At 36.5% G+C, this 25,043-nt stretch carries 20 protein-coding genes and 2 tRNA genes; 8 read left to right on the top strand and 14 right to left on the bottom strand.

From position 1 onward, the window contains the following. Nucleotides 1–8: 8 nt before the first annotated feature. Both EZ449_RS07435 and EZ449_RS07440 read right to left on the bottom strand, forming a co-directional pair. The gene (locus EZ449_RS07435) at nt 9–3,005 is read right to left on the bottom strand and encodes a SusC/RagA family TonB-linked outer membrane protein (RefSeq protein ID WP_131557337.1); all 2,997 of its coding nucleotides are present in this window, start codon (nt 3,003–3,005) and stop codon (nt 9–11) included. 516 nt (nt 3,006–3,521) lie between these two features. Continuing rightward, a complete protein-coding gene (locus EZ449_RS07440) occupies nt 3,522–5,054 on the bottom strand; it encodes a SulP family inorganic anion transporter (RefSeq protein ID WP_131557338.1) in 1,533 nt (510 codons plus the stop codon). Between the two features lie 218 nt (nt 5,055–5,272). Between EZ449_RS07440 and EZ449_RS07445 the strand changes: the two genes are divergently transcribed. Continuing rightward, nucleotides 5,273–5,773 carry a GNAT family N-acetyltransferase gene (locus EZ449_RS07445; RefSeq protein ID WP_131557339.1) on the top strand — a complete coding sequence of 167 codons (501 nt, stop codon included), beginning with the start codon at nt 5,273–5,275 and terminating at the stop codon, nt 5,771–5,773. A gap of 30 nt (nt 5,774–5,803) precedes the next feature. Here the strand turns inward: EZ449_RS07445 and EZ449_RS07450 are convergent, their stop codons facing one another. After that, nucleotides 5,804–6,370 (bottom strand): DUF4256 domain-containing protein, encoded by a 567-nt coding sequence (locus tag EZ449_RS07450; RefSeq protein ID WP_131557340.1) that lies wholly within the window; start codon nt 6,368–6,370, stop codon nt 5,804–5,806. A 227-nt stretch (nt 6,371–6,597) separates the two neighbouring features. Between EZ449_RS07450 and EZ449_RS07455 the strand changes: the two genes are divergently transcribed. After that, a complete protein-coding gene (locus EZ449_RS07455) occupies nt 6,598–7,368 on the top strand; it encodes an alpha/beta hydrolase family esterase (RefSeq protein WP_225872258.1) in 771 nt (256 codons plus the stop codon). Nucleotides 7,369–7,641: 273 nt separating this feature from the next. Here the strand turns inward: EZ449_RS07455 and EZ449_RS07460 are convergent, their stop codons facing one another. The 3 genes from EZ449_RS07460 to EZ449_RS07470 all read right to left on the bottom strand — a co-directional run bounded on the left by EZ449_RS07460 (nt 7,642) and on the right by EZ449_RS07470 (nt 9,286). Further along, the gene (locus EZ449_RS07460; protein WP_131557342.1) at nt 7,642–8,790 is read right to left on the bottom strand and encodes a DmpA family aminopeptidase; all 1,149 of its coding nucleotides are present in this window, start codon (nt 8,788–8,790) and stop codon (nt 7,642–7,644) included. A 260-nt stretch (nt 8,791–9,050) separates the two neighbouring features. After that, nucleotides 9,051–9,127, bottom strand: a tRNA-Asn gene (locus EZ449_RS07465). A gap of 85 nt (nt 9,128–9,212) precedes the next feature. Beyond that, a tRNA-Asn gene (locus EZ449_RS07470) sits at nt 9,213–9,286 on the bottom strand. A 145-nt stretch (nt 9,287–9,431) separates the two neighbouring features. Here EZ449_RS07470 and EZ449_RS07475 point away from each other — a divergent pair. Further along, nucleotides 9,432–10,352 carry a PfkB family carbohydrate kinase gene (locus EZ449_RS07475; protein WP_131557343.1) on the top strand — a complete coding sequence of 307 codons (921 nt, stop codon included), beginning with the start codon at nt 9,432–9,434 and terminating at the stop codon, nt 10,350–10,352. A 79-nt stretch (nt 10,353–10,431) separates the two neighbouring features. Here EZ449_RS07475 and EZ449_RS07480 read toward each other — a convergent pair whose 3' ends face one another. From EZ449_RS07480 to EZ449_RS07490, 3 genes are all read right to left on the bottom strand, one after another. Further along, nucleotides 10,432–10,665, bottom strand: coding sequence for a cytochrome b5 domain-containing protein (locus EZ449_RS07480; protein ID WP_131557344.1), 234 nt, complete (start codon nt 10,663–10,665; stop codon nt 10,432–10,434). Between the two features lie 265 nt (nt 10,666–10,930). After that, nucleotides 10,931–11,626: a lycopene cyclase domain-containing protein gene (locus tag EZ449_RS07485; RefSeq protein ID WP_131557345.1), complete on the bottom strand. Its 696-nt coding sequence runs from the start codon at nt 11,624–11,626 to the stop codon at nt 10,931–10,933. Nucleotide 11,627: 1 nt separating this feature from the next. Continuing rightward, nucleotides 11,628–12,158 (bottom strand): hypothetical protein, encoded by a 531-nt coding sequence (locus EZ449_RS07490; RefSeq protein ID WP_131557346.1) that lies wholly within the window; start codon nt 12,156–12,158, stop codon nt 11,628–11,630. Between the two features lie 363 nt (nt 12,159–12,521). Here EZ449_RS07490 and EZ449_RS07495 point away from each other — a divergent pair, with 363 nt between their 5' ends. Beyond that, on the top strand, nt 12,522–14,003 hold the full coding sequence (locus EZ449_RS07495) for a phytoene desaturase family protein (RefSeq protein WP_131557347.1): 1,482 nt from the start codon (nt 12,522–12,524) through the stop codon (nt 14,001–14,003). A 600-nt stretch (nt 14,004–14,603) separates the two neighbouring features. On the opposite strand, the gene EZ449_RS07500 is transcribed toward EZ449_RS07495, so the two are convergent. The 5 genes from EZ449_RS07500 to EZ449_RS07520 all read right to left on the bottom strand — a co-directional run bounded on the left by EZ449_RS07500 (nt 14,604) and on the right by EZ449_RS07520 (nt 18,490). Then, complete coding sequence (locus tag EZ449_RS07500) at nt 14,604–15,134, bottom strand: RNA polymerase sigma factor (RefSeq protein ID WP_131557348.1); 531 nt, start codon at nt 15,132–15,134, stop codon at nt 14,604–14,606. Between the two features lie 130 nt (nt 15,135–15,264). Next, nucleotides 15,265–16,281, bottom strand: a complete 1,017-nt coding sequence (gene murB, locus EZ449_RS07505; RefSeq protein ID WP_131557349.1) for a UDP-N-acetylmuramate dehydrogenase — start codon at nt 16,279–16,281, stop codon at nt 15,265–15,267. A 71-nt stretch (nt 16,282–16,352) separates the two neighbouring features. Continuing rightward, entirely contained in the window at nt 16,353–17,483 is a 1,131-nt protein-coding gene (locus tag EZ449_RS07510) for a TlpA disulfide reductase family protein (RefSeq protein WP_131557350.1), read from the bottom strand. A gap of 45 nt (nt 17,484–17,528) precedes the next feature. Next, on the bottom strand, nt 17,529–17,978 hold the full coding sequence (locus tag EZ449_RS07515) for an outer membrane protein assembly factor BamD (protein ID WP_131557351.1): 450 nt from the start codon (nt 17,976–17,978) through the stop codon (nt 17,529–17,531). A gap of 11 nt (nt 17,979–17,989) precedes the next feature. Then, nucleotides 17,990–18,490, bottom strand: a complete 501-nt coding sequence (locus tag EZ449_RS07520) for a sterol desaturase family protein (protein ID WP_317130428.1) — start codon at nt 18,488–18,490, stop codon at nt 17,990–17,992. Between the two features lie 105 nt (nt 18,491–18,595). On the opposite strand from EZ449_RS07520, the gene EZ449_RS07525 reads away from it, so the two are divergent. The 4 genes from EZ449_RS07525 (at nt 18,596) to EZ449_RS07540 (ending at nt 25,002) form a co-directional block, all read left to right on the top strand. Next, complete coding sequence (locus EZ449_RS07525; RefSeq protein WP_131557352.1) at nt 18,596–19,201, top strand: TetR/AcrR family transcriptional regulator; 606 nt, start codon at nt 18,596–18,598, stop codon at nt 19,199–19,201. A 111-nt stretch (nt 19,202–19,312) separates the two neighbouring features. Next, a complete protein-coding gene (locus EZ449_RS07530; RefSeq protein WP_131557353.1) occupies nt 19,313–20,653 on the top strand; it encodes a TolC family protein in 1,341 nt (446 codons plus the stop codon). Between the two features lie 2 nt (nt 20,654–20,655). After that, nucleotides 20,656–21,723 carry an efflux RND transporter periplasmic adaptor subunit gene (locus tag EZ449_RS07535; RefSeq protein WP_131557354.1) on the top strand — a complete coding sequence of 356 codons (1,068 nt, stop codon included), beginning with the start codon at nt 20,656–20,658 and terminating at the stop codon, nt 21,721–21,723. Between the two features lie 84 nt (nt 21,724–21,807). Continuing rightward, on the top strand, nt 21,808–25,002 hold the full coding sequence (locus tag EZ449_RS07540; RefSeq protein WP_131557355.1) for an efflux RND transporter permease subunit: 3,195 nt from the start codon (nt 21,808–21,810) through the stop codon (nt 25,000–25,002). The last annotated feature ends 41 nt before the right edge of the window (nt 25,003–25,043 follow it).

The raw sequence follows: 25,043 nt of genomic DNA on the forward strand, positions 1-25,043 counted from the left end.
TTTTTCCATTATAATTCCATTTTAACACCCAATGTATAAGTTCTTGGTATTGGCTGGCCGTAGCCTGTATCAATACCATCGTAACTAACAAGTTCAGGATCCTGACCGGTGTAAGGCGTAATTACGAACACATTGTTAACCGAGCCATAAATAAAGAATTTATTAATCTTTATATTTTTCTTCTTCAATACATTACCTAAATCATAGCCAACAGATACAGATCTTAGTTTTAGGAATGACCCATTTTCTAAGAATAAATCTTGATCAACACGGTATGGAATCACAGTACTCCATGGATTGTATAGCGGATATTTGGTATAATCACCTCTTTTTTCCCAGAAAGTAATTTCTTTAACTGAAGTGACATCGGTATTTCCTTCACGATTAACGAAGTCGAAACGATTCGCCATATCTTGGTTAATTATCTTTCTACCGAGGTTGAAGTATAAAGTTGTACCTAGGCTCCAATTGCCGTATTTGAATGAGTTATCGAAACCACCTGCTAAAAGCGGCATTGAATGGCCCTTTAACACTTTGTCTTTCTCATCAATAATATTATCACCGTTTTGATCCTTCCAAATCGGGTCTCCGGCTTTTAATGGCGTACCATTGTATTTAAGTGGTTGTCCGTTCACTACTGGAACTTGACTATTTGCTGTGTAAATACCTTCATTCTCCAATAACCAATATTGATCTACCGGTTGGCCAACTTTTAAGAATCGGTTACCAATAATAATTTGATCTAAGCCCCTAGGTAGCGCTTTTAATTTGTTGGTGTTATGATTTAAGTTCAAGGCTGAATTCCAAGAGAATTTACTTTTAGCAATAATTTGAGCGCTGATTGAAAGATCTACACCCGTATTTGTCATATCCAAGCCACTCTCTATAGATTGTTTGTAGCCGTATTCTGCATAGGCTGGAATATTGATCAATTGATTTTTTTCTGCTTTAGTATAGAAATCTACTGATACGTGTAAGCGGTTTTTTAACATAGAAACATCAGCTCCTACGTTTAGCTGATCTGAATAAGACCAAGGAACATCATAGCCTACCCATCCAAAGGAATAAGGTCTGGTAAGTACACCGATTGCATTATAACCTGGAACCGTTAAGTTACCTGTATAACCAACTGAGGCCGTATATTGCGGACCTTGAGCATAGTTATCATAAGTGAATGTACGGCCTAATCTTCCAACACTTGCACGAAGAACTAAATCATCTACAGATCTTGTATCTTTTAATAACTCATTTTTGATGTTCCACGCTGCAGATAGTACTGGTGAATAAAACCAGCGTTTAGTAGGTTGTGCATTTGATGATCCATCTAAGCGCAATGTTCCTGATAAGAAATATTTATCGTTGTAAGAATAATTTGCCTTTCCGTAGAATGACAAAAGATTATCAGCTGTCTTATCTAAGAAACGATAGGTTAGTTCCTTAGGAAATGCCAATGGATTCAAATAGTTTCCATTAAGCGGGTCAGATTCTAATAAATTGATCTTGATATAATCATTAGCACCTCTATAAGCATAAGCGTTGTTATACTTGTAAATATCCCACATCATGGATTGGCCTAATTCTACATGAAAATCGTGAACAGTTTGAAGTTTAAAATCATAGGTTAATTTGTTATCCATCATCAACCTTTGATTAAAGCCATAGTAGTTTGATGCATAACTATTTCCTTGCAGCAATGTTCTCGCATAGAAAATATCTCTATAACCTTCATTATAATCTACATTGAAAGATGAAACAGCCTTAAACTTGCCAAAAGTTGCTATTAACTTTGCGAAGCCCTGAATAGTATTTGTTTTATTATCATCAAAACCTTTGTCATATTCATTTAAATAACTAGCATAGTAATCCTTATTTGGTGCTAATGGAGCACTTAAATCAGGAAAATAATTTAGCTGAGCAAATCGATCTCTTAAGCTTCGGTTTCTGGTACGGTTTATCCTGTTACCATTAATCATAGCTGAGAATAATAACCACTTAACCGGTCTCATATTAATATTGAACATTGCACTGTAGCGATCTAAACCAGTTCCATCTGCTACGCCTTCACTTTTGGTGTTTCCTAATGAAAACCTAAAACTTGCTCTATCAGAACCACCACTCAAGCCTAAGTTAACACCATAAATAAGGGCGTTCTTATAATAAAGATCTGTCCAATCAGATTTACCACTATAAACATTGTTTAGCGAGTCGCTTAAATAAACAGGGTAAATCTCATCATCAGAATATCTACCATTTGTGGTATAAATATCGTAGAACCTTTGTCTAAATTCATTTTCATATCTCCCATTGATAGTGTTAACCGTTGGTTTTTGTACCATTCCGATGTAAGAATTAAAACTAATGCTGCGGGCAACTCCCTCAGCAGATTTTGATTTTAATACAATAACACCATTAACTCCACGTGGCCCGTATTCTGCAACACTTGCAAGATCTTTTAATACTTCGATAGATGCGATGTTATTAATATCGATACCCGCAAGTAAATTAGTTGCAGGGCCAATTCTATTGAAATCGTATTGCTGGATATCAAAGGCAAATGGGTGCTCGCCAACCATAGGGATACCATCTAAAACAACCAGTGGTTGAGAAGAATAAACATCCTTTTTAGACAATAGCGGCATCGGCGCACCTCTTAAGAACATATTCTGGATTGAGCCAGGTTCGCCTGATGGCTCCTGAACATATAACCCAGCATAATTGCCCTTTAAGTTTTGTTGTAGTGAAATGGCTGGAAAAAGAGATAAATCCTTTGTATCCTTTAATACACCACCAGACAATTTATCGTAAATTGTTTTCAGTTTAAGTCGGTCTAGACTATCTTTTCTCAAAGAATCTTTTGGGGTTACAAACTTTACCTTAGTTGTATCCTGAAAGAGAGAATAATTATTTGTTAGACTTGTGTTAAGCCCAGTACTTGCCGCAAAGCTTGATAAAACGTTTAATGAAAGCAGCGCAAAAAGTGCAAGGCACACCCATAAGTATCGCATAGTTAATGGATCTTTAATTGGTAAAAAAATGATTCTTAAAATTTATTTTTTTGGAAGCAGCAAGATATGTCCTGACTTAAAAAGATAGGTACATTGGTTGTAGTAGTTGTTCAATCTCATAATTAGTTAATTTGGTTAAATCAAATATATATAATAGTAAAACGTTTTAATTACAAAATTTAATTTTTATTAAAAATATCACAAATAATTAATAAAATTATTAAAATGATAAATAATAAAGGTTATTATAAATTTTAATTTAATGTATTAAGTTTTATTTTGCCAAAATGAAATACCCAATTATAACATTTAAATGTACTTTTTATGCTGAAGTGCAATAATTTAAGTCGTTTTATGTTAAGCAAACCCAGATCTAGTTAAACGTTTTACCTAAAAGAAAATCATTACGCATTTATAACTGTTAAATTAACGATTATAAATTGGTAAATTCTACTGATTAAAAAGTAGGTAGCTAGTCATACAAGCTTATTCCTCAAGGTTATATTTGGATTAAGGTTACTTTTCGGTAGCAACACGATAGATTGGATCCTCGATGATGTTAACATCAATAATTGCATCAGCATTTTTTAACAAACGTTTACAGTCATTGCTTAAATGTCTTAACTGAAGGGTTTTATTTTGATTACTATAGCTTTCCGTAAGTTTATTTAAGGCGTCGATCCCTGACATATCGTAAACACGACTATCCTTAAAATCCAACACGACAAGCTTAGGATCGTTTTTTACATCGAATAATTCATTAAAATTGGCTACTGACCCGAAAAATAAAGGACCGAAAATTTGATAAACTTTTATTCCATCAATTGTTTCTTCCCTTACCATTATTCTTTTCGAACTTTCCCATGCATATACTAAAGCAGAAATAATTACCCCTACTAATACCGCCAATGCAAGGTTGTGTAGCCAAACCGTAATAACAGCCACCAAAATCCCTATTACTATATCTTGTTTAGGCATTTTATTAATTACCCTAAAGCTCATCCACTCAAAGGTGCCTATTGCAACCATCATCATAACACCAGCAAGTGCAGCCATGGGTAAACGATCGATAACTGGCGCACCTACCAAAATGATTATAAGAATTGTAATGGCGGCGACTACGCCTGATAATCGAGCACGTGCACCAGCAGATAAATTAACGAGCGTTTGGGCAATCATTGGGCAACCTCCCATTCCAGTAAAAAATCCATTAGTAATATTGGCTATTCCCTGTGCAATACTTTCTTTATTTCGGTTTCCCTTTGTGTCGGTAATTTCATCAACTAAATTAAGTGTTAATAACCCTTCGGTTAAGCCTACGCCGGCCATAATTATTGAGTATGGAATAATGATTCTTATGGTCTCAAGATTAATGGGGATTTTGGGAATATGAAACGGAGGAAACCCACCTTTTACCGAAGAAATATCGCTCACCAACTTAGTATCTATACCAAAACCTAGAACAACTAAGAAAACAACAATTATTGCAACAAGTGAAGCTGGAACTGCCTTAGTAATTTTAGGCAGAAAAATCACAATTAAAACGGTGAGTGCAGCTAAACCCATCATCACATATAAAGGCATTCCTGTTAACCATTCCACCTTTCCGTTTACAACGGTCTTGAACTGCTCCAATTGCGACATAAAAATAATGATCGCTAATCCGTTTACAAAACCGAACATAACAGGCTGAGGAACTAGTCTTACAAATTTTCCAAGTTTAAAAAGCCCTACACCAATTTGTATTACTCCCGCAAGCGCCACCGCTGCGAAAACATATTCTATTCCGTTGCTTTTCATTAAAGCAATTAGTACAATTACAGTTGCCCCTGCCCCACCCGAAACCAAACCAGGTCTTCCGCCAAGAATAGCAGTAATAAGGCCCATTATAAACGCAGCATATAAACCGGTTAAAGGAGGAAAGCCCGCTAGAATCGCAAATGACAAAGACTCAGGAATCATTGTCATTGCAACTGTTAGCCCTGCAAGGATTTCTATCTTATAATTAATTTTTTTTGAGAAATCGAAAAGCTGGAGATAAGGTTTCATTCGGATATACGTGATCTACAAATATCAGTTTTAATAATGAATTAGCGATATCAACACTTGTAGAATTAACAATATAGTGTAGATCAAGAAGTTTTAAATTTTGTTTAGTGTTATGGTTAAAAAAAGCAATCAAATTATTTGCAAGTGATTTTTTAGTTTGGAGCAATTTTTACAAATGTCCAATCAATTTGAATGATTCATTATTTTATCTTTGCGAAATGAAGATTAGACTTGCTGTAGAAGCGGATATACCAAAGATTATGCAATTGGTAAAAAAGGTTGTTCCCTTAATGCAAGCCGCAGGAAATTTCCAGTGGGGAAATGATTATCCAAATCCTGGAGTATTTGCAGAGGATATTGAAATTGGTCAATTATGGGTTGCAGAAATTAATGGTGATGTTGCTGGCGTCTCAGCAATTACCAAAGATCAAGATCCAGAGTATGCTGATGCAGGTTGGGAAATTAACGATGAAGCAATTGTAACACACCGATTAGCGGTAGATCCAGATTGCCGAGGAATGGGTATTGCAAGAGCATTAATGGAACAAGCAGAAATTGTGGCCAAAAATAAAGGCATCAAGATATTAAGAGTAGATACCAATAGCGAAAACTTGGCTACTAGGGCACTATTCCCCAAGCTTGGTTACGAATTTAGTGGAGAAATTGGCCTAGCCAAACGACCGGGCTTACGTTTTTATTGTTATGAAAAGTTGTTATAAACCGTATTCCTATACTTGTATCAGTGCAAGCTATACGCTCAATGCCCCACGAAACCCTCTCGCTGCATAATAAGATTCTGCACCATTATGGTAAATAAATATGTTACCGTAGCGGTAATCGGCAAAAATGGCACCGCCATGGTTTCTTATTTCATCAGGAGTTTTGATCCAACTAGATGTTTTAGTATCAAATTTACCTAATAGTTGTAAAGCACGATATTGTTCCTCATTTAAAATATCGATGCCCATTTCTGTAGCCATATTTATTGCGCTATTGGCTGGCTTATTTTCTTTTCTTGAATCCAATGCTTTTTGATCGTAACAAATACTTCTGCGATTTTTAGGGCTTTCAGCCGAGCAATCGAAAAAAACATATTCATCTGTACCTTTTTCATATCCGATAACATCTGGCTCGCCTCCAGTTTTTTCCATTTCATTTAATGACCATAATTTTTCGGAATTATTCTTCAGCTTTGCTTCTACACTAATCCATTCGAGTCCGTTATGCCGATCCATATTTTTCTCGAATCGAGCTTTCAAAAGGTTTATTAGTTCTTGCTTTTCTACGGATGATAATGCTATTTTATTACTACTCATTTCTTAAACTGTGATTTTATTGTTCTGCCTTATGGCTTATTCCACTTACCAATATAGTAAAATTGATGTTTCCATGAAAAATGATTGATGTTTTTGTGAAGAAAATGTACTTGCAAATTCTTAAATCAGCGAATTAAACCAAAGATGTAATCTTTCGTCTTAAAGTTATGCTTAAGAAACCCTTCTCAAACGCATTCATTAAATCTTTTTTATTCCTAGGAATATTGATGATCGTTTCAATAGTCAACGTTTATGCTCAAGCATTGGTTGCGCCTGTTAAAGTGATGCACTGGGTTGTTGGAGATACGTCGAGAGAAGCCATGATTTACATCCCCACTACAGCGAAGACAAAAGCAACGCCAATTATTTTTGTTTTTCATGGGCATGGCGGAACGATGGGAAACATGTTCAGAAGCCGAGGTTTCGAGAAGCTTTGGCCCGAAGCCATTGTTATTTGCCCGCAAGGCCTTAATACCCCAGGGCAGCTGACAGACCCGCAAGGCAAATTGCCTGGATGGCAAAAAACACCTGGCGATATGAAAGATAGAGACTTATTATTTTTTGACGCCATGCTGAAAACACTCCGACAGGACTGTATGGTTGATAATAAAAGAATTTATGCAACAGGCCATTCAAATGGGGGCGGATTTACCTACTTACTTTGGGCCACCAGAGGTGATGTATTTGCATCCTTTGCACCATCAGCTGCCGTAGGCGGTAAAGTTGTACATTTATTAAAACCTAAACCTGCTATGCACATTATGGGTGAGCAAGATCCCTTGGTTAAACCAGAATGGCAAAGGGCAATGTGCCAGCGGATTTTAAAAATCAACGCTTGCAATAATCAAGGAAAAGCGTATGCCCAATATGCCACACTATATTTTTCAACAACTGAAACGCCTGTTGTATTATATGTGCATCCTGGCGGACATACTTACCCATCAGAAGCAAGTGCGGTGGTGATAAGATTTTTTAAAAGTACGGTAAATAAGCAGTAACACCTCAAATTCGTTGCCAAGGCCACTTAAAACTATATTATGCATTTATTAAGTTTATCTAGATGAACTTTCAGCCACCTGATAAGAATGTAGGTTAATTGCATCTAGTGAGAATAAGTTTAGAAAGCTGATAGGCTATGGGCAAAATGACTTTATAAAACAGCACGGATTTGAGCGTTGGGATCTGCTCATAATTACCAACCAACGACTTAGCGAGGCGCATGAACCAAAAATATTGGGTTGATTTATAACAACAAACAAATATTGGCTGGGCTATCGGTTATACTTTTTAAGAATTTGTTGTAAACGGTTTTGAGGTAAAGCGAACACCTTATTCCCGTTTTTACCTTCCATATCTTCAGCAGCTAACAACGCATTTACAATTGCCTCCTCTGTGGCTTCAACGGTTGCTCTAAATATCGGGTCAAGACTCCATTTTGAAATTACATTCCAGGTTTCTTCTGAGTGTTTACTATTGTAAGTAGGGGATGCTGTACTTAACGCTAAAAAAATTTCACCAGAGCCATTACTGGAAATGGATCCTGTTCTGGCAATTCCATGCGTAACTCTCTTTGCTACTAATTTTAATGTTCCTGGTAGTAGTGGGGCATCGGTTGCTACAATTACTATGATTGATCCATCTTTTCGGTCAACCTTATTCTCAATGGGCATTAAGTCTTGAATTTCCTTACCTACCGGAACTCCTGAAACGACTAAGTCTTTCCTTATCCCAAAGTTTGCTTGCACAAATACACCCAAAGTATATTGAACAGAATCTATGGTGAATATCCTCGAGGCTGTTCCACTTCCTCCTTTAAACCAATAGCAAATCATACCAGTTCCGCCACCCACATTTCCCTCTTTTATTTGTTTGTTAGATGCGTTATCTAAAGCCTGCCATACATGCTCTTTTTTGACATGGAATCCATTGATATCATTCAACATTCCATCCCAGGTTTCTGCAACCACAGGTAAGCCAAAAGAAAAATCATCCTGATTATTATTCGAAAATTTCTTAACGCTCCATTCTCCCACCGCATCACGAACAACGCCCACACTATTTGTATTCGTGATGGCAATAGGGCCATTCCCTTTGCCATAATCTTCGATGTAAGGTAGTCCGGTCATTTCGCCATCACCATTAAGAGAAAACCATGCTGCGGGGTAACTCTTATCTGTTTTACCTTTGGGTAAGATAACAGTAACTCCGGTTCTGGCCGCTTTATTTCCGGAGCCACTAATAAGCGTGTTATAGCCAACTTCAATTCCAGGTACATCAGTAATGGCGTTATATTTTCCGGGAATTCCATCAAAAGGAATTCCTAGATCTCTACCACGTTTTTTTATAGCATCTTGAGCTTTGGTAGGCATACTAACCAGGTAGAGAATTGAAATAATTAATAGCTGTTTTAATATATCCATAGGTTTTGATTTCAATAACGTGTTATAGCTCTCCGTTAAGGTAGGAAATCGAAACACAAATCTTCAACTTTAAATATAAGCTAAGTTTCCGTAAAGTAAAATATCAATAATATAAGGGATAGCTTCAGGAAGTGTACAGCATTATAAATGAAATTTCAAACCATTAGGGTGAGTTTCCTGTTTGCGCATATCTTACAAATAATAGTAAATGATGGGCAAAAAAAAAGGGCAAGCGACCGTTTTACCGTGCTTGCCCATTATGGCTCCCTCTGCTGGGCTCGAACCAGCGACCCTCTGATTAACAGTCAGATGCTCTAACCAGCTGAGCTAAGAAGGAATATTTATCCTGGTTTTTATAAACTTACCAAAATCATTTGGTATTCGTATCATAAAAAATCCCCACATTACTGTGAGGATTTTTGCTCCCTCTGCTGGGCTCGAACCAGCGACCCTCTGATTAACAGTCAGATGCTCTAACCAGCTGAGCTAAGAAGGAGTACTGGTCGTTTCCTAAAACGAGGTTGTTTGTGCTTTGCAGTACATATACCCTTGTTCGTTTTGGGAATGCAATATTAGGGCTTTTAAATTATTTATGCAATATTTGCAGTGAAAAATTTTTAAAAAAATTCAAATTAAAATATATGAGCCTGATAATCATAGGTACTGTAGCTTTTGATGCTATTGAAACTCCATTCGGAAAAACGGATAAAATTGTTGGTGGCGCTGCAACCTACGCAAGTTTAGCCGCTTCTTACTTCTACAATAAAGCAAAAATTGTTGCAGTTGTAGGTGATGATTTCCAACAAGCAGACATTGATATTTTTACAGCACACGGAATTGATACCGAAGGACTACAGATTAAAGCAGGAGAAAAATCATTTTTCTGGTCGGGAAAATACCACAACGACATGAACAGTCGCGATACCTTAGTAACAGAATTAAATGTATTGGAGAACTTCGACCCGATTATCCCAGAAAGCTACCAAGATTGTGAGTACTTGATGTTGGGGAACCTTACACCTCAAGTACAACAAACGGTTATTAAACGCCTTAAAAATCGCCCAAAATTAATCGTAATGGATACCATGAATTTCTGGATGGACATTATGATGGATGATTTATTGGAAACCATTAAAATGGTGGATGTTTTAACCATTAACGATGCTGAAGCTCGTCAACTTTCGGGAGAGTATTCCTTAGTTAAGGCAGCGAAGAAAATCCTAGGAATGGGACCAAAATACTTGATCATTAAAAAAGGTGAACATGGTGCATTGTTGTTTCACGAAGATCAGATTTTCTCTGCTCCTGCTTTGCCTTTAGCAGAAGTGTTCGATCCAACTGGTGCCGGTGATACTTTTGCTGGTGGTTTTATTGGTTATCTTGCCAAAGTTGGAACCATCAACTTCAACAACATGAAAAACGCTATTATTTACGGTTCGGCTTTAGCTTCTTTCTGCGTAGAAAAATTCGGAACAGAGAAATTATTAAACTTAACTGATGAAGAGGTTGCAGGAAGAATTCAGGAGTTTGTTAGCTTAAGCGCTTTTAATATTGAACTCTAATCAATTACAATAAGAAGTTTTCAGTTCTAAATTTAGCCGCTAATTCGCAGATTATTATTTTTAATCAATGAATTAGCGGCTATTTTATTTTCCCTATTGGCTCGAACTTTTCAAAAACAGCTTCGGTGTGTGGTGCATCGGGCAATTCGTCGGTCAAATCTTGCCCCGCCCAATGCTCATAATGTTTGCCGTTTCGCCATAAGCGGCTTTCGGTCATATCATAAATAAAACCCTTGTAGGCCACCCAAATTTGCGGTTTATCCTGTCCGTTGCGTAAGGCAAGCTGCTGTTTGGTGTAACTTGGTAAATCCATTATTTAAATTTTCTATTTTTTGGAGCGCAATGTGATTGCAAACTAATTACTTTTTACTTGCTAATCAGCTGCGAGGGCTGATGCTACTTTTTCGCTACAATCGGGGCTAAATGGCAAAAATTGTTTCTCATTTTTGGGATTTGCAGGGTACAGAAACGATGTTCATAAACCTGACAGTCGCGGCAGCCCCAGCTTTTCTGCTGGGCTACAGCAAATGGCAGGACTGAAAACCTCCAAGAACCACAGGCCGTTCATTTTCAAAAAACTATGCAACTTTTGTTTTTATCGCAACCCTATTTTTAAAAAACTCATACAGATAAACATTCAGCAATAGCAAGCCCATTAAATAAAAATGGTCTTCGAAAGGAATACTTCCTACCCGAAAGCCCAAATTTTCATTGTTATTATACATTACAACGGGTATTGCGGTTAGAAAACCATTAACAATATAAAAAGGAATTAGCGCAACCACGTAAGCTCTATAGAACTTATACATAAACCTAAATTCGATGTTTGCATATTCTACATAACCCAGAACCAAAAACAAAAAACCGAAATTAATGACGGTGTACCATCGGTTATAGCCTAAAAAAAGCATGGCGATACACAGGCCCAATAACAAATTACTTACCGAGAAACTATACTTCTGTAAACTATCTTTAGGGAAGTATGCGTTCAAACATTCGTAAATAAAAATACAGGCATAAGGAACGGTTAAGAAGAATAGAATCTCTTCCAACGGCAATCCTAAAAACTTTAATCCCAAAATATAATCGGGATTGAAGGACCAAACGTTTAGTTTAACAAAGAGCAAATCCCAGATGAGGAAAAAACCACCAGTGATGAAAATAGCTGGCAAAACAAATTTCCATTTACTAAAGAAATGTACCTTTTTATCGAAAGATAAAACTAAGGGGAAGAAAATTACGGCAATATTGATGAGCAGATAGGTATAGTTCATTTTAGCTAAACTTCTTTAAAATTTTAATTTCTTCGGCGGTGCAACGCTTGCTCTCTATCATAAACTTGGCAACATTTTTAATGAGTTCTTTATCGGCAACAACAAAGTTATTGTTTTGGTAATGCTTTACAATTTCCTTTCTATCAACGGTCAAATCTTTGCTGAAACCCAAAAACCCTGGGGTAAAATGCTCTATCGAAAACCGCATAAAACGTATTTCCATATTTTCCTTATCCATGTTAATTGCTTTCTGCATGGTTTTTAAAGAAACCTTTACATACTTAATTTTATTGTATGGATTCCATGAGTGCTTTGCTTTTAAGGCTTCTAGCGTACCACAATAAGCGGTAACTAGCGCATTCTTGTTTGGCAACTTATTAAGTTTATCGTAAATAGAATCTGTAAGCTTTGAGTTTTCGACTGCCTTGATCAAATCTGTTTTTAGAACAGAAATCTCTTTAGGCGATAGTTGAGCGCTGCAAATTTGGACTGTAGCAAAAAGTAGAAGAAATAAAAATCGTAGTTTAATCATGTGTTGGCGTAAAGGTAAGAAAAGGGAATTGGTTTTGTATGATTCTTAGGCGCTGTCCTTAGAAGTCAGTATTTCTTGAAAAATTGCATAATCAAATGAACGAGACCAACCATGACCCGATTAAAACTACTCCCAACTCTTTCCTTGAAGATAAGGAGTGGAGTTTGACAAGCATTTTGAAAATTTCTGCACCATTTAAAGTCGCTGGGTTTAACCTACAGAACTATTATAAAACCTGAAAACTGCCCTCAGCACTAACAGCTTCCCTCCAATTTTAGAAAGGGCAAAGGGGTGATAAATTTTGATATTGGTTGTACACAAATTCTCACAAACAAAATCATCAAAATTCGCTTTATTTACACAATGGATAAAAAACCTAAAATTACGGTTATTGGTGCTGGTTTCGCAGGATTATCTGCAGCTGCCTTGCTGGCTAAGGATGGCTGCGAGGTTACTGTTCTAGAAAAAAATGAAATGGCTGGTGGCCGTGCCAGAACCTGGGAAAAAGATGGTTTTTTATTCGATATGGGCCCAAGCTGGTACTGGATGCCTGATGTTTTCGAAAACTATTACCAACTTTTTGGAAAAACCACTTCCGATTTTTACGAGCTAAAAAGATTAAACCCATCTTACAGAATTTACTTCGGAAAAGAGGACACCATAGATGTTCCGGCAACGCTTGAAGATTTATACCAACTTTTTGAAGAACTAGAACCCGGTAGCACGAAAAACTTAGAATCCTTTTTAAACCAAGCGAAATACAAGTACGATGTAGGAATGAATGAGTATGTTTTCAAGCCATCGCATAGTGTTATGGAATATTTCGACCCGCGACTGGCGATTAGCGGAATTAAATTGCAGTTACTCGGGAACATGCGAAAACATGTACACAAACTATTCAAAAATGAGAAACTGAGAAAACTGTTAGAATTCCCGGTTTTGTTTTTGGGCGCCACGCCACAGAATACGCCAGCTTTGTATAGTTTAATGAATTATGCCGATTTAGTCTTGGGCACTTGGTATCCAATCGGCGGGATGCATAAAATTGTTTCGGCTATGCAAAAAATTGCTGAAGAACAAGGCGTGAAGTTTATATTCAATACCGAAGTGAATAAGATAGAGGTTAAAAATAACCTGGCGGAGGAAGTAATCACCGATAAAGGAGCTTACAAAACTGATTTTGTTGTTGGCAATGCCGATTATCACCACATAGACCAACATCTTTTAGATCAAGAATATAGAAATTATGATGAAAAATATTGGGAAAGTAGAACCATGGCCCCATCTTGCCTGCTTTTTTATATTGGCTTAAATAAAAAACTAAATAACATTCTGCACCATAACTTATTCTTCGATGAAAATTTCGACGAACACGCCGAAGAAATCTATACTGATGCCAAATGGCCAGCAAAACCTCTGTTCTATGCTTGTTGTCCGTCGGTTACAGATGCTAGTGTTGCACCAGACGGCTGCGAAAATCTTTTCTTTTTAATTCCGATTGCACCTGGATTGAAAGATAGCGAAACCAAAAGGGAAGAATACTTCAACTTATTGGTCAATCGCTTTAAAGATTTAACTGGAAACGATATTAGCGACAGCATTTTATTTAAAAGAAGTTATGCTATGAATGATTTTGTAGCCGATTATCATGCCTTTAAAGGTAACGCTTATGGATTAGCTAACACTTTGAAACAGACCGCTTTTTTAAAACCAAGGATGAAGAGTAAGGTTTCGAATCTTTTTTTTGCTGGCCAATTAACTGTTCCAGGACCTGGTGTGCCGCCTGCAATCATCTCAGGACAGGTAGTAGCAAAAGAAATAAAAAAAAAGTTAAAAAAAGCTTGACAAATTTAAAATTTCCCTTATCTTTATAACCACAAAACAAAAACAGTGCAAAACAACCTTAAAACGCATAATTGTTCGGGGTTTGCATTTGTTTCGAAATAAGTGAGAAGGCGAATTGTTGAAAGCAAAAATAAGAATCAACTAACCAAATATATGATAAGCAAGAAGGCCCGGTAGTTTCCAGGCCTTTTGCTTTTTACAAGCTTTTTTCTTTTTGTGATTAGCTTTTGCTCAAGACTCAAGGGCTCGAATCCTTTACTTGCCAGTAACCTGATCTTAGTCCCAAATTAAACCTTTTATTTCCCGCAGATCAAAATGATTTTCGGAGATTTTAAGTAAGTCTTGTTTGCTTTAAAAGAAGGATCTTAAACTACTTTACAAATCAAGGCACATTAAGATTGCTAATTATGAATATGTTCTGTGATTTGCCAAAGTTAAATAGACCCGATTGAACGGATGCTGATGCCCTGCCGAACGATCGGCAGGAGGAAAAGCGGGGCCGAAGCCAACCGATGCAATGCTGTAATTGATCCTCTAAAAAATAAGATCATAAAAAAGGCCCAGACAAATCTGAGCCTTATGCTTTTCATTGGGTATTTTTTATGCCGTTTCTGCAACAGCAATATCTTTCGAATATGTTTTAAGGTATTTTTTAAGTATTCCCCTCGCAACGTGGATACGGGTTTTAACAGTTCCGATTGGAATTTGCAACATATCTGCAATTTCATGGTATTTATAACCTTCAAAATAGCGAATAAATGGCACGTAATATTCTTCTGGTAATTGTGCTAGTGCTTTATCAATATCGCCAAGTACAAATTTACTTTCAGCTTGATTTTTAGTCGCACTAAAAGAAAGATTTGCGGAAGAAATATCTTCACTTTGTGTAATTAAAGTATTTGTTTTTACTAAACGGCGGTAATTATTGATAAAGGTATTTTTCATAATGGTAAATAACCAACCTTTCAAGTTTGTACCTTCTTTGAATTTGTTGTAATAAGTAATCGCTTTCAACATCGTATCTTGAACAAGATCATTTGCGTCTTCTGCGTCTTTGGTAAAATTTAAAGCGTAAGATCTAAGTGATACCGAGTGATGGTTAACCAAATGGTTGAATTCAAATTTTGTCATGACGTGTAGCTTTAGGTAAGATTAAAAAACAAATGAATTGATGTTCATTCGCCTAAACCTAAACAAACTTAGTACCAAAAATTTTTGGCACGATGCCAATTGCGTAGAATTACGCAGGCACAAGGTTTCGTCACAGAATATTTACCTCACGTTCTAAAGTGACTCCAAAAGTAGACTTCACACTGTCTATAATCTGTGCAGAAAAATTAAAAACTTCTTTACCTGTTGCATTTCCATGATTAACCAAAACCAATGCTTGGTTTTTCCAGGTTCCAGTTTCGCCCACAACTTTGCCTTTCCAACCACATTGTTCAATTAGCCAACCTGCTGCGAGTTTAATTTTATCGTCGGCAGTTGGGTAATGCACTACATCGGGATGGTTGGCTACAACATCGGCAAATTCATGTTTATCAATTACAGGGTTTTTAAAGAAACTACCAGCATTGCCAATGGTTGATGGATCTGGAAGCTTACTTACCCTAATGTGCGATACGGCCGCAGAAACATCGGCAATATTTGGGGTTTCAATCCCTCTTTTTTGCAGTTCTGTTTCTATGGCGCCGTAAGAGGTATTTATTTTTGGCTGAGCTGATAAGATAAAAGTGACTGATGTAATAATGTATTGTCCTTTTAAGTCACTCTTAAAAATACTTTCACGATAACCGAAATGGCAATCACTAAAATTAAATGTTTTGATTTCTCCAGTCTTGATTTCGAATGCCGTGCAACTGTCAAAAACATCTTTAAGCTCTACACCATAAGCACCAATGTTTTGGATGGGTGATGCGCCAACCGTCCCAGGAATTAAACTTAAATTTTCTACACCCGCAAAACCGTGTTCAACGCAGTAATTTACAAAATCATTCCAAACCACTCCAGCTCCAGCAGTTACGAGAATATTTTCGCCTTCATTGGAAAATTCGATTCCTTTAATACTGATTTTGATTACCAAACCTTGATAATCTTGCGTGAAAAGCACATTGCTCCCACCGCCAATGATTAAAATTTTTTGCGTAGTTATTAAATCGCTTTCAAATAATTCTTTCAAATCATCTTCATTAAATATTTCTGCGAAATGGCTTGCTTTAACATCGATACCGAATGAGTTGTAAGGTTTGAGCGAAATATTTTGCTGGATTTGAAGCATATGTTTTTTTGATTTGCGCTGCAAAAGTAAGAAATAATAAGCTTTGATCTGATCAATTTACAAGGACGATCTTATTCAAAAATTTCTTTTAGCTTATTTTTCAAGTCTACATGAAATTCATCTCCAGCCCCATCATAACGCCCCGCAATTTTTCCTTCTTTATCAATCAAGATGAAAGTGGGATAACCGGATATGCTGTATTGGTTGATAAGATCGTCGGCAGGGTGATCAAAAATAGCATCTTTAAGTAACATATGTTTCCACAAACCTGTTTGATCAACACCAATTACTTTTTTCCAGACCTTAACATCACGATCGCTTGCAATACTGATGATTTCTAATCCCTTAGCATTTAGTTTTCTATAGATTTCGATCAAATCTGGGCTTAATTTTCTGCATTTCACACACCAAGTGCCCCAGAAATCGAGCAAAACATATTTGTTATCCTTAAACGATGATAAATTTAATACAGACCCATCTAATAATTTCGCCGAAAAATTAACCGCAGGTTGCCCAACCTTACTTAAATCGGCATAGCCTAAATTTTTATGAACTACCCTTCCCCAAACACTATTTTTCACCAAAGGAGAAAAACTGTTGTAAAAAAACCTCATTGAATCAAGGGATAATTTTCCCGCAAATAGTAAATAAGGACTAAGATATGATTCAGGGGAATGCCTAACATAATCTAGTTGAAGTTTCTCGGCGGAATTAATAATAATCGATTTTTGTTTACGCAAAGAATCTACCTTTGCTTTTGATAATTCCGAATCACCTTGTTTTCTGATTTCCTTTTCCCAATAAGATAGGGCGTCATCTACCTTATCTATAGCTTCTTTTAATCGAAGTTCCTCCAAAGTTTTTTGTATTTCAGACCCCGAAATTCTTGCTTTGATGAATTGCCCATCTAAAGCTGCTATTTTCATTTGAGTAGGCTCGATAAAAAATCTAATTGATTTAGGACCTTCCATTAAGTTGGTTTCCCTATGAATGAGCACGGCAAAAGTAGGCTCCTCTAATGGTCCATTAAAATAGAATTGACCATTTAACACAGTCGTAGAGTCATTAACCCCATTATACCTAAAAGAAATCTTTTCTCCATCCTTTAAGTTTGTGGTTCCATTTAGCGTAAAACGATCGCTTTGCTGAGGGAAAGTTTCAATAAAAGAAAACAAAAGCAATAAATAAAGCAATATTTTCATAATATAATTGATTTATAATTGGTTAGCAATGATTAAACCTAATCATTATTCCACAATCTTCGTAATTCCCTTATCAAAATTAAAAATCAAACTTTCTGATTTGTCGCTTTCAATTTTAACATTCGATAATTTCCAGCCAATAAATTGAGGTTTTAGTTTTGCTACTTCAAGCAGACTATATCTTTCTTTGGTAAGCTTTGCACTGATGATGCCAACACTATCCGATTCCTCTTGGTCTAGGTGTTCAATCTCACTTTCTAAAACGGCCAAGGTAGAATCGAGCTCATTCCCTTTTTTAATACTATCGGCATGAGCTTGTGGATATATATTATAAAGACTGTCAAGTTTCGCATTTTCAAAATCTAGCTTTTGATCAGAAGTTTTGTATTTGGATTCGACAAGCTCAATCGCTCGGTCTTTATCGGATTTCTTAGCGCATGAAAATAAAAGTGTGACAGTAACGGCAAGCACGAAAAGGTTTATGTGATTTCTCATATTAGATGGATTTAGCTTTTCAGCAACCCTTTCTTAACAAACAATAATCCAAAAGCCCTCCCTTTTTCCTTACCCCTATTCTTATGGTGGATTTTGTGCGCCCTTCTTACGGCCTGCAAATAAGTATTATTGCTTTTAAAAGTCTTCAAACGTCGATGCACAAACCAATCGTGAACTATAAAATAGATTAATCCATAAACGGTAATGCCTAGGCCTATAAAAAATCGATAGCCAAAATTGGTTCTATCGATATACATCAGGTAAAGCGAAAGCCCAGCAAATAATATAGCGAACAAATCATTCCACTCCAAAAAAGAATGACTTTTTTGGTGGTGACTTTTATGCAAAAACCAAAGCGGTCCGTGGAACAAATACTTATGAATAAACCATGAGAAACACTCCATGAAAATGAGTGTCGCAATTATAATAAGCACATTGAATAAAATCGACATTGTTGGGATATTGTAGAAGGTAAAGATATATAAACCAAAGAGAAACGTTTTCAATGTCATTAAAATGTAACCTTATATTCTATTTTTTAATCAAGTGATTAACATTTGAAATAAACATCTAACTTTGACTAAAATATTAAAAAAGTCAGAAAGTAGAAAAGTAAAATGATTGTAGCTGATAAAAAGAGAGAACAGATTATTGAGGGTGCTATAAAACGCTTCAGCCATTTCGGCATTGGCAAAACTACCATGAACGATATTGCCGAAGATCTTTCAGTTTCCAAACCATCTCTTTATTATTACTTTCCAGATAAGAAAAGCCTCATATTCGGTGTTATAGAAAAGGTATTTACCGATTATTTCGATTTATTAAAAAAGAAATATAATCCAGATGCCCCAATTGAAGCCATTCTCTTCCAAACAATAGATATAAGAAATACTTTTTTTATGAAGTATTTCATGTTGCGTATCTCAGAAGGCATGCCCGATATTTTTAGCGATGGTGCGATGAAAGAAAGACTCACAATACTGAAAGGCTCAGAGAAAGCATTTTATGCGGAGTTATTTGAAAAAGCTCAAGAGAAAGGTGAGATTAAGCACGAAAATATGGGCCACGTAGCCGAGCTGTATTTAGAAAGCTTATTAGGCTTAACCAATATGTGCATCGTAGAGCTCGGAAAGGATTTGTTGCCAGATAAGAAAGCAGTTAATAGAATGACTTTGAAGCAAAAAGACCTCTCAACGATTTTCGTTAAGGGATTAAAGTGTTAGAAAGACTAAAGCAAACAGACTAATATAAACAAAAACAACAGGGCGTTTAAAACTCCCTCTCTGTCGGAGAGGGCTGGAGTGAGGCTCTTTAAAAACAAAAATCAATACATTATGCTTAGAGTAAAAATGGTAAAATTAATGCTCATCCTGATCATCGGCATGGCTTTACCGCAACTGGTATCTGCGCAACAGCAGGTTACCTTAAAGGAAGCCCTAACATATGCGCTTCAAAACAATACCAATGTTCGCAAATCGAAATTGGACATTGAACGCGGAAGATATAAGGTTGAGGAAGTTAGAGCGCAGGCTTTACCGCAACTTACAGGTAATGCAGGGTTAACCTACAATCCTATTATTGGTCAATTGGTTGCAAATTTCGGTGGCGAAACACAAGCAATAAAATTAGGTCAGAATTGGAATTCATCAGCTGGTATTCAGCTTTCGCAACAGTTATTTAACCAACAGGTTTTTACGGGTTTGCAAGCAGCAAGATCTAGTGAAGAGTATTATAACCTAACTTCTCAATTAACTGAAGAGCAGATTATAGAAATGGTAGCCAACAACTATTATATGGTATTGGTAAGCAGACAACAGTTAAATGTAATTGACACCAACATTAAAAATGTGGGAGTGGTAGAAAAAATCGTTTCTAATCAATACAAAAATGGTTTGGCCAGAAAAATTGATGTCGATCGGATTAGCGTAAACATTACCAATTTAACTACGCAACGTGAGCAAACGCTTAACTCCATTACTCAATTGGAAAATCAGTTAAAATTTTCGATGGGAATGCCGGTTACAACAGCTATTGTATTACCTAAAACAGAACTAACAGCTGTTAGCAGCCTGCCACAGTTCTCTGAAGCGATCGAATTTGGAAACCGAACTGAGGTTAAGATTTTAGATACCCAAGACAAACTTTTATCGCTACAAAGAAAAGCTTATGTGGCGGAATATTACCCTAGCTTAGCTTTAACAGGTAATTATACTTATTCGAGTCAGAGTGATAGTTTCGATTTCTTAAAATCTAATGCAGCCGCTATTGGATACGGCGCATCAGCAGTGGGCTTAACTTTAAGGGTGCCAATTTTTAATGGTTTTTTAACACGTTCAAAAATCCGTCAGGCAGATGTTGATATCAAGAAAGCCCAAGAAGATAGAAAGGAATCCCTTAACTCCTTAAACTTAGCTTACGAGAATGCTAAAATTCAGCTTCGCAACAACTTGAACACCATCACTTCTCAACGTAAAAACGCAGATTTAGCGCAAGAGATTTACAAGAGCACTCAAAACAACTACAATAACGGCTTAGCTTCATTAACTGATTTATTGGATACTGAAAACTCATTAACCCAAGCTCAAAACAGTTATACACAGGCATTATTAAATTATAAAATAGCCGAAATACAATTAATCAAATCAAACGGAAATATTAAATCGCTAGTACAATAAAAATGAAAAGAGTAATTATAATAATTGTTGTAATTGTTGCAGCCCTTGGTGCAATAGCTTACGTATTAAGCAACAATAAAAAGAAGAACGAAGCAAAAACTGCATTTATTGCTGAAGGTGGTGGCGCAGTTGCTGTTCGTGTTGCTACCGTTGAGAAAAAAGTTGTTGATTTGGATTTTGTTGCAAACGGAAACTTTGCTCCAAAGCAGGAACTAAACTTTTTATCGGAAAATGCTGGTCGCGTTACCGCAATTTATGTTGATGAAGGTGCCCGTGTAAGCAAAGGTCAGGTTTTGGCCCGTGTAGATGCAGAAATCATTAACACAGATAGAGAAACAGCTCAAGCTACCTTACAAAATGCACAAAGAGACGAAGCTCGATACCAAAGCTCTTATGAAACTGGCGGTGTAACACAACAACAGTTAGATCAGGCTAAATTGGCGACACGAAATGCAAAATTGCGTTTACAGGCTTCTCAGAGAAAAGTGAGCGATGCAAATATTAAATCGCCAATTAACGGTATTATAAACAAAAGATATATCGAGGTTGGAGCGTTTGTAAATACACAAGGCACTCAATTATTCGAGATTGTTGATGTTTCTAAATTGAAGTTAAAAGTTAACGTTAACGAATCTCAGGTTGCTAACTTAAAAATTGGTGATAACATCGAGATCAAATCGTCTATATTCCCTGATGAAAAATTCTCTGGAAAAGTAACGTTCATTGCGGCTAAAGCCGATGCAACATTAAACTTCCCAATTGAGGTTGAGGTATCTAACAATACAAAAAACAGTTTAAGGGCTGGTATGTACGGAACTGCAGTATTCAATTTCCCTAAACAAGCACCAAGCATTCTTGTACCCCGCACATCATTTGTTGGTAGTGTAAGTAGCAATCAGGTTTTCGTTTACGATAAATCTAACAATACTTCTAAGGTAAGAAAAGTAGTTACTGGCCGCATTTTAGGAGATAATGTTGAGATTCTTGATGGCCTAAAAGAAGGTGAAACTGTAATTACCAGTGGTCAAATCAACTTAGCTGAAGGTACTGCCGTTAGCATCGTTAAATAGTCTAGTTCACAATTTTCAGTTTGCAGATGTAGAGCAAAGACCATCGGTCTAAAATCTAATATCTCAATACTAATATCTAAAAAAATGAAGATAACAGACATATCTATTAAAAGGCCTTCGCTGGTAATTGTGGTATTTACCGCACTTACCTTACTTGGGCTGCTTAGTTACTTTTCGTTAGGTTATGAATTACTTCCAAAATTCTCAAACAACGTAGTATCTATATCAACCATATATCCTGGTGCATCACCAGCAGAAGTTGAAAATACGGTAACAAAAAAAATCGAGGATGCCGTATCATCGATGGAAAACATTAAGAAACTGAATGCAGTTTCTTACGAAAGTTTATCCGTTGTAACCATTACTTTAACAGATGCAGCAAACATCGATATTTCATTGAACGATGCGCAACGTAAAGTTAATACCATCCTTTCTGATTTACCAGAAGATGTAAAAACACCATCACTAAGTAAATTCTCATTAGATGATTTACCAGTAATTACCATGACAGCTTCGGCAAACATGGATGATGTTACTTTCTACGATTTAATCGACCAAAGAATTGCTCCGGTAATCTCGAGGGTAAGTGGTATAGCACAGGTAAATCTAGTTGGCGGTTCTGAGCGTGAAATCCAGGTTGCGCTAGATGCGGCTAAATTACAAGGCTACAACCTTTCTGTTCCTCAAGTTCAGCAATTGATTTTAAGCTCAAACTTAGATTTCCCTACAGGAAGTGTTAAAACACAAAATCAAGATGTTTTAATTCGTCTATCTGGTAAATACAGAAGTCTTGAGGAGTTAAGAAACTTAGTGTTGATGACCTCTAAAGACGGTGCACAAGTTCGTTTAGGTGACGTGGCCGATGTTCAAGATTCGAAAAAGGAAACAGAGAAACTTGCTCGTATTAATCGTCAATCATCTATTGCCATTCAAATTATTAAACAAAGTGATGCGAATGCCGTAAAAGTGAGTGAAGGTGTACATGCCATTATTGCAAAACTTAAAACTGAATACGGCGCACAAAAGCTAGACATTAAAATTGTAAACGACAGTTCGATTTTCACATTAGAATCGGCAGATGCGGTAATACACGATTTAATTCTCGCAGTGGTGTTGGTAGCATTTGTTATGCTTTTCTTCCTGCACAGTTTACGTAATGCATTAATTGTAATGGTATCTATTCCGGCATCATTAATTGCAACATTTATTGGTATTAGTTTATTCGGTTATACGTTAAACTTAATGTCGTTATTAGGTCTATCACTCGTGGTTGGTATACTAGTGGATGATGCGATTGTGGTATTGGAAAATATCCAACGACACATGGAGATGGGTAAAAACAAAGTAAGAGCAGCCTCTGATGCAACAAGAGAAATTGGTTTTACAGTAGTATCCATTACCATGGTAATTGTGGTGGTGTTCTTCCCTATCGCAGTAAGTTCTGGCTTAGTTTCGAACATTTTGCGTCAATTCTGTGTGGTGGTAATTATTGCAACTTTACTTTCATTAGTGGCATCATTTACCATTGTTCCCTTACTTTTCTCAAGATATGGAAAGCTAGAGCACATTGAAGGTAAAAACATGTTCGGTCGTTTTATTTTATGGTTTGAAAAACAACTTAAAAAATTCACAGTTTGGATTACTAACATCTTAAACTGGTCTTTACGCCACAAAGCATTAACCCTAATTATGGTTTTTGTATTGTTCTTAGGTTCATGTGGTTTATTAGGTGCTGGGTTTATTGGTTCAGAGTTTTTCCCGAAATCTGATAAAGGAGAATTTTTAGTACAGATCGAATTACCGAAAGATGCACCCTTAGAGCAAACGAATTTTTACACCCAAAGGGCTGAAGCTTTCTTAGATAAACAACCAGAAATTATTCAGTTAATTACAACTGTTGGGCAAGCCAGTGGTGATTTTGGTGGAACGCAAGCAACAGCCTACAAATCGGAGATCAACGTAAAGTTAGTCGACCGTAAGGAGCGTGAAGGCGTGTCATCTGATGTATTTGCTACGAAAATGAGTCGTGCATTAGCTAAAGAATTGGTTGGAGCAAAAGTTAAAACCGTGCCGATTAGTATTTTGGGTATCGCAGAAAATGCGCCTATTAGTTTAGTGGTAATGGGCTCAGACTTGGATAGCGCATTGAAATATGCCGAAGGTGCTAAAAAATTATTAGGTACGATTCCGGGAGCTACTGAGATTAAACTTTCTGTAGAAAAAGGAACACCAGAAATTAACGTTCAGGTAGATCGTGATAAAATGGCAGCAGTTGGCTTAACTTTAGCTACGGTAGGTTCTACTATGCAAACCGCTTTTGCCGGCAATACGGATGGTAAATATAGAAAAGGCGAATATGAATACGACATTAACATCCAATATCAAGATTTCAACAGAAAAGATATTGATGATGTACGTAATCTAATTTTCGTAAACGATAAAGGTGCGCAAATTAAGTTATCTCAATTTGCAAACATTACCGAAGGTTCAGGTCCAAGTCAGTTAGAACGTTTAAACAAATCTACATCTGTATCTGTTCAGGCGCAATCAATTGGGCGCCCTACGGGAACAATTGTTTCAGACTTTAAGGCTAAATTAATTGAGTTCCAAGAAAACGGAAAACTGAAAGCACCAGTTGGTGTAAGTTATGCATGGGGTGGCGATGAAGAAAATCAAGCTGAAGGTTTTGGTACTTTAGGTATCGCTTTATTGGCTTCTATTATCTTAGTTTACTTTATTATGGTAGCCTTATACGATAGTTTTATTTACCCATTAGTAGTAATGTTCTCACTTCCATTGGCGTTAATTGGTGCTTTATTAGCTTTAGCTTTAACAAATAACTCATTAGGTATATTTACCATCTTAGGTTTTATTATGTTGATGGGTTTGGTAGCGAAGAACGCGATTATCTTAGTCGATTTCACCAACCACATGAAAGCCGAAGGAAAATCGACAATCGATGCCTTAATTTTAGCCAACCATGCTCGTTTACGTCCAATTTTAATGACAACCATCGCCATGATTTTTGGTATGCTTCCAATTGCATTGGCAAGCGGTGCAGGTGCCGAATGGAAGAATGGTTTGGCTTGGGTTATTGTGGGCGGTTTAACGAGTTCGCTGTTCCTAACCTTAATTGTTGTACCCGTAGTTTACCTCGTTTTCGATAGAATGTTAGACAGACTTGGTTTCAACAAAAAGGTAAAAACAATTGATGAAATGCTAGAAGAACCATACGATCACAAGGATGTATTGGAATATGATGCAGATCTAGAACATTAATATATCCCAAATTAATAATCAAATTAACCTCGATGCAAATC

Source organism: Pedobacter frigidisoli, assembly GCF_004331675.1.
In the GTDB taxonomy this organism is placed as follows: Bacteria; Bacteroidota; Bacteroidia; order Sphingobacteriales; family Sphingobacteriaceae; genus Pedobacter; species Pedobacter frigidisoli.